The organism is Streptomyces fuscigenes, from assembly GCF_021556455.1.
Classification (GTDB): Bacteria; Actinomycetota; Actinomycetes; order Streptomycetales; family Streptomycetaceae; genus Streptomyces; species Streptomyces fuscigenes.
This window is the reverse complement of sequence record NZ_JAKGCV010000417.1, coordinates 1-4,805: the sequence shown is the minus strand read 5'-3', so window position 1 is coordinate 4,805 and position 4,805 is coordinate 1. Positions and strand designations below refer to the sequence as shown.

Genomic DNA, 4,805 nt, shown 5'->3' with positions numbered 1-4,805 from the left:
CCAGCCAGCAGCCGTCCTTGTCGGCTCGTACGAGCACGCCCGCGCCGGGCGCGAGGCGGCCGCGCAGTGCCGCCGCGGCCTCGCCGGGCCCGGCGAGGCCCGACATGAGGGAGGCCTCCCGGGCGTTGGCGCTCAGCCAGTCCGTCCGGGCGAGCACCGGGTCGAGCACCGCGGCCGGCACGTCCGCGATCAGCGGCGCCGGGTCGAGGCACAGCGTCACCCCGTCCGGCAGCGCCGCCGCGAACGCCGACAGCAGCGGGCCGTTCACGGGCATCACGAGCCCGTAGCCCGACAGCTGGACGAGGTCGCCCGCGCGCACTTCCCCGGCGATGCGCGCCGCGTCGCCGGGCGTCATCTCCGCGTCCACGCCGAAGCTCGTCACGAAGGTCCGCTCGCCGCCGGCGTCGACCAGCGCCACCGTGAAGCCGGTGTCGCCGTCCGTGCGCGCCGGCAGCAGCGGCCGCACGCCCTCCGCGGCGAGCGCGGCGCGCACCAGGTCGCCGTAGGGACCGGTTCCGTGCAGCCCCGCGAAGACGGTCGGGGCGCCGAGCCGGCCGGCCGCGACGAGCGTGTTGTAGCCGCCGCCCGCCGTCAGCTCGGTGCGGGTGCCGATGACGTCGCCGCCGCGTTCGGGCAGGGCGGGCACCTCGATCACCAGGTCGGCGATCACGTTGCCCGCGAGGATCAGCCGCCCGCTCACCGCTTCGCCCCTTCGAGGCCGGCCGGCCGCGTTGCGGACGTCTCGGCGTCCTCGGCCGTGTGCCGCACCGGGCCGCGGCCGAAGACGCCGTACAGCAGCGCGCCCACGGCCATGGAGATGGCCCAGCCCAGCCCGTTGGTGCCGAGCCAGGTGTGCGCCCAGGGTCCGGCGAACCACACGTCGTCGGCGCTCGTGGACGCCTCGGTGAACAGCAGGCCCATGACGATCGCCACCGCCCACGCCGCCACGGCCGGGACGTGGAAGCCGCCGGTGTACCAGTAGCGGCTGGTGCGGCGGGTGTCCATGAGGCCCGCCGGGTCGTAGGTGCGCCCGCGCGCCGAGTCCACCAGGATCACGCCGACCCACGCCGAGATGGGCACCGCGAGCAGCGTCAGGAACGTCGAGAACGGGCCGTAGAAGTCCTTCGCGATCAGCATGAAGTACACACCGCCGAGGAACATCAGCACGACGTCGACCGTCACGGCCCAATGGCGCTTGACCCGCAGCCCGAGCGTCAGCATCGTCAGGCCCGCCGAGTACGTCGAGAGGTGGTTCGACATCAGCAGCCCGCCGAAGGCCGCGATCAGGTACGGCACGGCCATCCACGACGGCAGCATGCCGTTGATCGCGGAGATCGGGTCCGACGCGCTCGCCAGGGTGGTGTCCCCCGCCGACAGCAGCGAGCCGAGCGAGATGAGCAGGACCAGCGGGACGCCCGCGCCGAACGCGGACGCCGTCACCAGCCGGCCGCCGGGGATTTTGCGCGGCAGGTAGCGGGCGTAGTCGGCGCCCGCGTTGGCCCAGCCGATGCCCGTGCCTGCGGCGATGAAGCCGATGCCGGCGACCACGCTGCTGACGGGTCCCGCGTGCACGCCGAGGACCTTGTCCCAGTCGACGGTGGCGACGAGGAAGCCCATCACGATCAGGTTCAGCACGCCGAAGACGATCGTGGCCCACTTGTTGATCCACATGATCGTGGCGTGGCCGAGGCCGCTGATCAGCAGGGTGCAGCCGATGAACACGAGCAGGCACAGGACCGTGAGCACGGTGTTCTGGTGCCAGCCGAAGATCCACTGGACGAGGGCGAGCAGCGCGTACGCCGCCGTCGTCGTCGTGATGGTCTCCCAGCCCACCCGGCTGAGCCAGCTGATCAGGGTCGGGCCCGCGTTGCCGCGCTGCCCGAACACCGCCCTCGACAGGGTCAGCGCGGGCGCGCCGCCCTTCTTGCCCGCCAGGCTCAATATGCCCACCAGGGCGAACGAGCCGATCGACCCGATCGCGGCGACCAGGATGGCCTGCCAGATGTTCAGGCCGCGGAACGCGACGAGCGTCGCGCCCAGGGGCAGGCCCAGGATGGAGATGTTGGCGGCGAACCACGTCCAGAACATCTGGCTCGCGTGGCCGTGCCGCTCCCCGTCGGGAACCGGCTCGATCCCGCGGGTCTCGATGGCGCCGACCTGGTCGGTGGCGCTCCCGTCGTCGCTGGTACCGACGTGATCGTTCGTCGTCGAAGCGGTCATGACGGAACCTCCTTGCCTCTACTTGCCTCTACGGAGAATCGGGTGCCGCGCCGACCGGCGGGTGCCGGTGGCGCGAGGGGCCGCGGTGACGGGTGTCAGCGCAGCGCGAGCAGGCGCTCCGTGAGGGGCTCGAGCTCAAGACCGTTGACGGTGCGCAGGGTGTCGACGGCGCCGGCGGGCAGGCCGCGAAGGCCCGCCACGGATCCGGCGACCGCACCCGCGATGGCACCGATGGTGTCGCTGTCGCCGCCGAGGTTCGCCGCGAGCAGCGTGCTGCGCCACGGGTCGCCCCCGGCGACGGAGAGGACCGCGAACGCGGCCGGTACGGACTCCTGGCTGGCCACGCTCGTACCCACCAGCGAGCACACCAGGTCGAGTGCCTCCGCCTCCGGCACGCCCCGGACCAGGTCGGTCGCCCAGGCGATGCGGGAGGCGATGTCGGCGCCCGCGATCCAGTGGCCGCGCCGGGCCCCGGCCCGCGCGGCCTCGACCGCGGCGCCGACCGCGTCCTCCAGGGTGCCACCCGCGACGCCGGTGCTGACGGCCGCCGCGACGGCCGCGGCGCCCGCGATGCCGACCGTCGTGTCGTGCGTCACCTGGCAGGACTCCACGACCCGGTCCAGGAAGGCCTCCGTGGGCCCCGCCCGGAAGGCGATGCCGACCGGTGTGACACGCATCGCCGCGCCGTTGGTGGTGCCGGTGCGCCCCGCCTCCTGTGTCGGCACGCCCCGCGCCACGAGGTCGAGGGCGGCCTTGGTGGAGGGGCCGAGCAGGTCGAAGGAGCCCTTCGCCTTCATGGCCTTCTCCCAGTCGAGCAGCTCGTGGGCGAAGCGCAGCGGGTCGATGTGCCCGCCGCCCTCCACGAGGAGCCGCGCGACGATGACGGCCTGGTCGGTGTCGTCGGTCACGGCGCCCGCCGGCATCCCGGCGCTGACCGGGTTGTCCGCCCCGGCCGGCTCGAAGCCGGTGACCGTGCCGTACGCGCGGACGACGTCCTCGCGCGACATGAGCTGCGTCGGCATCCCGAGCGCGTCGCCGAGGGCCAGGCCGTAGAAGGCGCCGAGGGCGCGGTCACGGGTGGTGGGGTCGATGGTCACTGGCGGTCTCCTCGCCCGGAGTGGATGTGCAGTTGGAACCTGGCGGGGTCGAGGAGGCTCGTCACCTGTTCGACGACGGACCCGTCGGCGGCCCGGTAGACCTGGGCCAGGTGCAGGAAGGGTTCGGCGGGGGAGCGGCGCAGCGTCGCGGCCTCGGCCCCGTCGAGCCCGCGCACCGACACCTGGCCGTCGCCGGACTCGGTGATCCGGCCGGCGGCGAGCAGCGTCCTGTTCAGCGACCCCTCGGTGAGCCCGCGCCGCGGCAGCTCCGCCAGCTCCCCCTCGGCCGGTACGCGGCTCAGCTCCAGGGACACGCCCCTGCCGTCGGCGAGCCGCCGGACCCGGTCGAGCGCGACGAACGCGTCCGTGTCCGTGTCGAGCGCGCCCGCGAGCGCCGGGTCGCGGACGACCTCGAAGCGCAGCACCTCGGTGACGAGCTCGGAGGTCTGCCCGGCCAGGGCCTGCGTCCAGCCGAGCCTGTTGTCCAGCGGGGCGCCGTCGAACGTGACGAAGGAGCCGATGCCGGGGTGGGTCGCGATCAGGCCCTGCTCGCCGAGGACCTGCAGCGCCTGGCGCAGCGTCGTGCGGCTGACGCCGAAGCGCTCGGTGAGCGCGTGCTCGCCGGGGAGCCGCTCGCCGGTGCTGTGCACACCGGCCCTGATCTCGTCGGCGAGCACGCGGGCGATGCGGTGGTGCTTGTGAACCTGTCCAGGCATGTACAGCACGGTAGTGGACATGCCTGGACAGGTCCAGGGGTCGGCGGTGTTCTTTTCGCCGGGGAAGCGCCGCCGCCTTCGACCGCGCCGGCGACGGACCGGATCCCCCGGGCGCCTTCCGCCCGTGTCAGTACGCCGTGATCGCGGTGGGCCCGCCCGCCGCCGTGCCGATCGCGATGTGCGGGGAGCGGGCGGGGTCGGCCCAGGACAGGATCGACGCCATGGCCGCCGCCGGCACCGAGACGCAGCCCGCGGTGGCGCCCTTGCCGTTCACGTGCAGGAAGATCCCCGCTCCGCGCCCGTGCACGGGACGGGTGTAGTTGAAGCCGACGACCAGCGCGTGCGCGTACTGGGCCGCGTAGTCGGCCAGGTGCTCCGACTCGGCGGCGCGGCAGTCGGCGGGCAGTCCCTCCGTCCAGCGGTTGTACGAGCGCGACGCGTTGTCCTCGCACCACCAGGACCGCGCGGTCGCGCGGCGGTAGGGGTACGCCGTGCCGCGCGGCGGGGCCGCGTTGCCGAACGCGTACGGCAGGTCGTACAGCCCGGTCGGCGTGGTGGACGTGCCCTGCTCGCGCGTCGCGCCGTCCGTCAGCCCGTGCGCGCCGAACCGTGCGGGCGCGGAGCCCGCGGCCACCCAGGTCCGCCCCCTGCGGTCCCACCACGTGAGCCGGCCGGCCGTCGCCCCGAGGGCGTCGCCCTCCACGGTGATCAGCTGCCGGCCGCCGCCGGTGGCGGCCATCCGCTCCGGCAGCGGGCGGGCGTCCCGGGGTGC

Annotated in this window: 5 protein-coding genes; all 5 read right to left on the bottom strand. The window is 74.2% G+C overall.

Annotation, left to right across the window (positions count from 1 at the left end; genetic code table 11):
• Window positions 1-700 (bottom strand): PfkB family carbohydrate kinase (locus L1885_RS23680; protein WP_235799200.1); only part of this gene is annotated, 700 nt, incomplete at its 3' end.
• Window positions 697-2,220 carry a purine-cytosine permease family protein gene (locus tag L1885_RS23675; RefSeq protein WP_235799199.1) on the bottom strand — a complete coding sequence of 508 codons (1,524 nt, stop codon included), beginning with the start codon at window positions 2,218-2,220 and terminating at the stop codon, window positions 697-699. The genes L1885_RS23675 and L1885_RS23680, both read right to left, overlap by 4 nt.
• Window positions 2,221-2,315: 95 nt before the next feature.
• Entirely contained in the window at window positions 2,316-3,317 is a 1,002-nt protein-coding gene (locus L1885_RS23670) for an ADP-ribosylglycohydrolase family protein (RefSeq protein WP_235799198.1), read from the bottom strand.
• Complete coding sequence (locus L1885_RS23665) at window positions 3,314-4,033, bottom strand: GntR family transcriptional regulator (protein ID WP_235799196.1); 720 nt, start codon at window positions 4,031-4,033, stop codon at window positions 3,314-3,316. Before L1885_RS23665 ends, L1885_RS23670 begins: the two co-directional genes overlap by 4 nt.
• 127 nt (window positions 4,034-4,160) lie before the next feature.
• Window positions 4,161-4,805 (bottom strand): L,D-transpeptidase family protein (locus L1885_RS23660; protein WP_235799195.1); only part of this gene is annotated, 645 nt, incomplete at its 5' end.

Bases quoted from the DNA above. Each gene is read 5' to 3' on its own strand.
- L1885_RS23675 (WP_235799199.1), bottom strand. From the start codon at position 2,220: ATGACCGCTTCGACGACGAACGATCACGTCGGTACCAGCGACGACGGG.
- L1885_RS23665 (WP_235799196.1), bottom strand. From the start codon at position 4,033: ATGCCTGGACAGGTTCACAAGCACCACCGCATCGCCCGCGTGCTCGCC.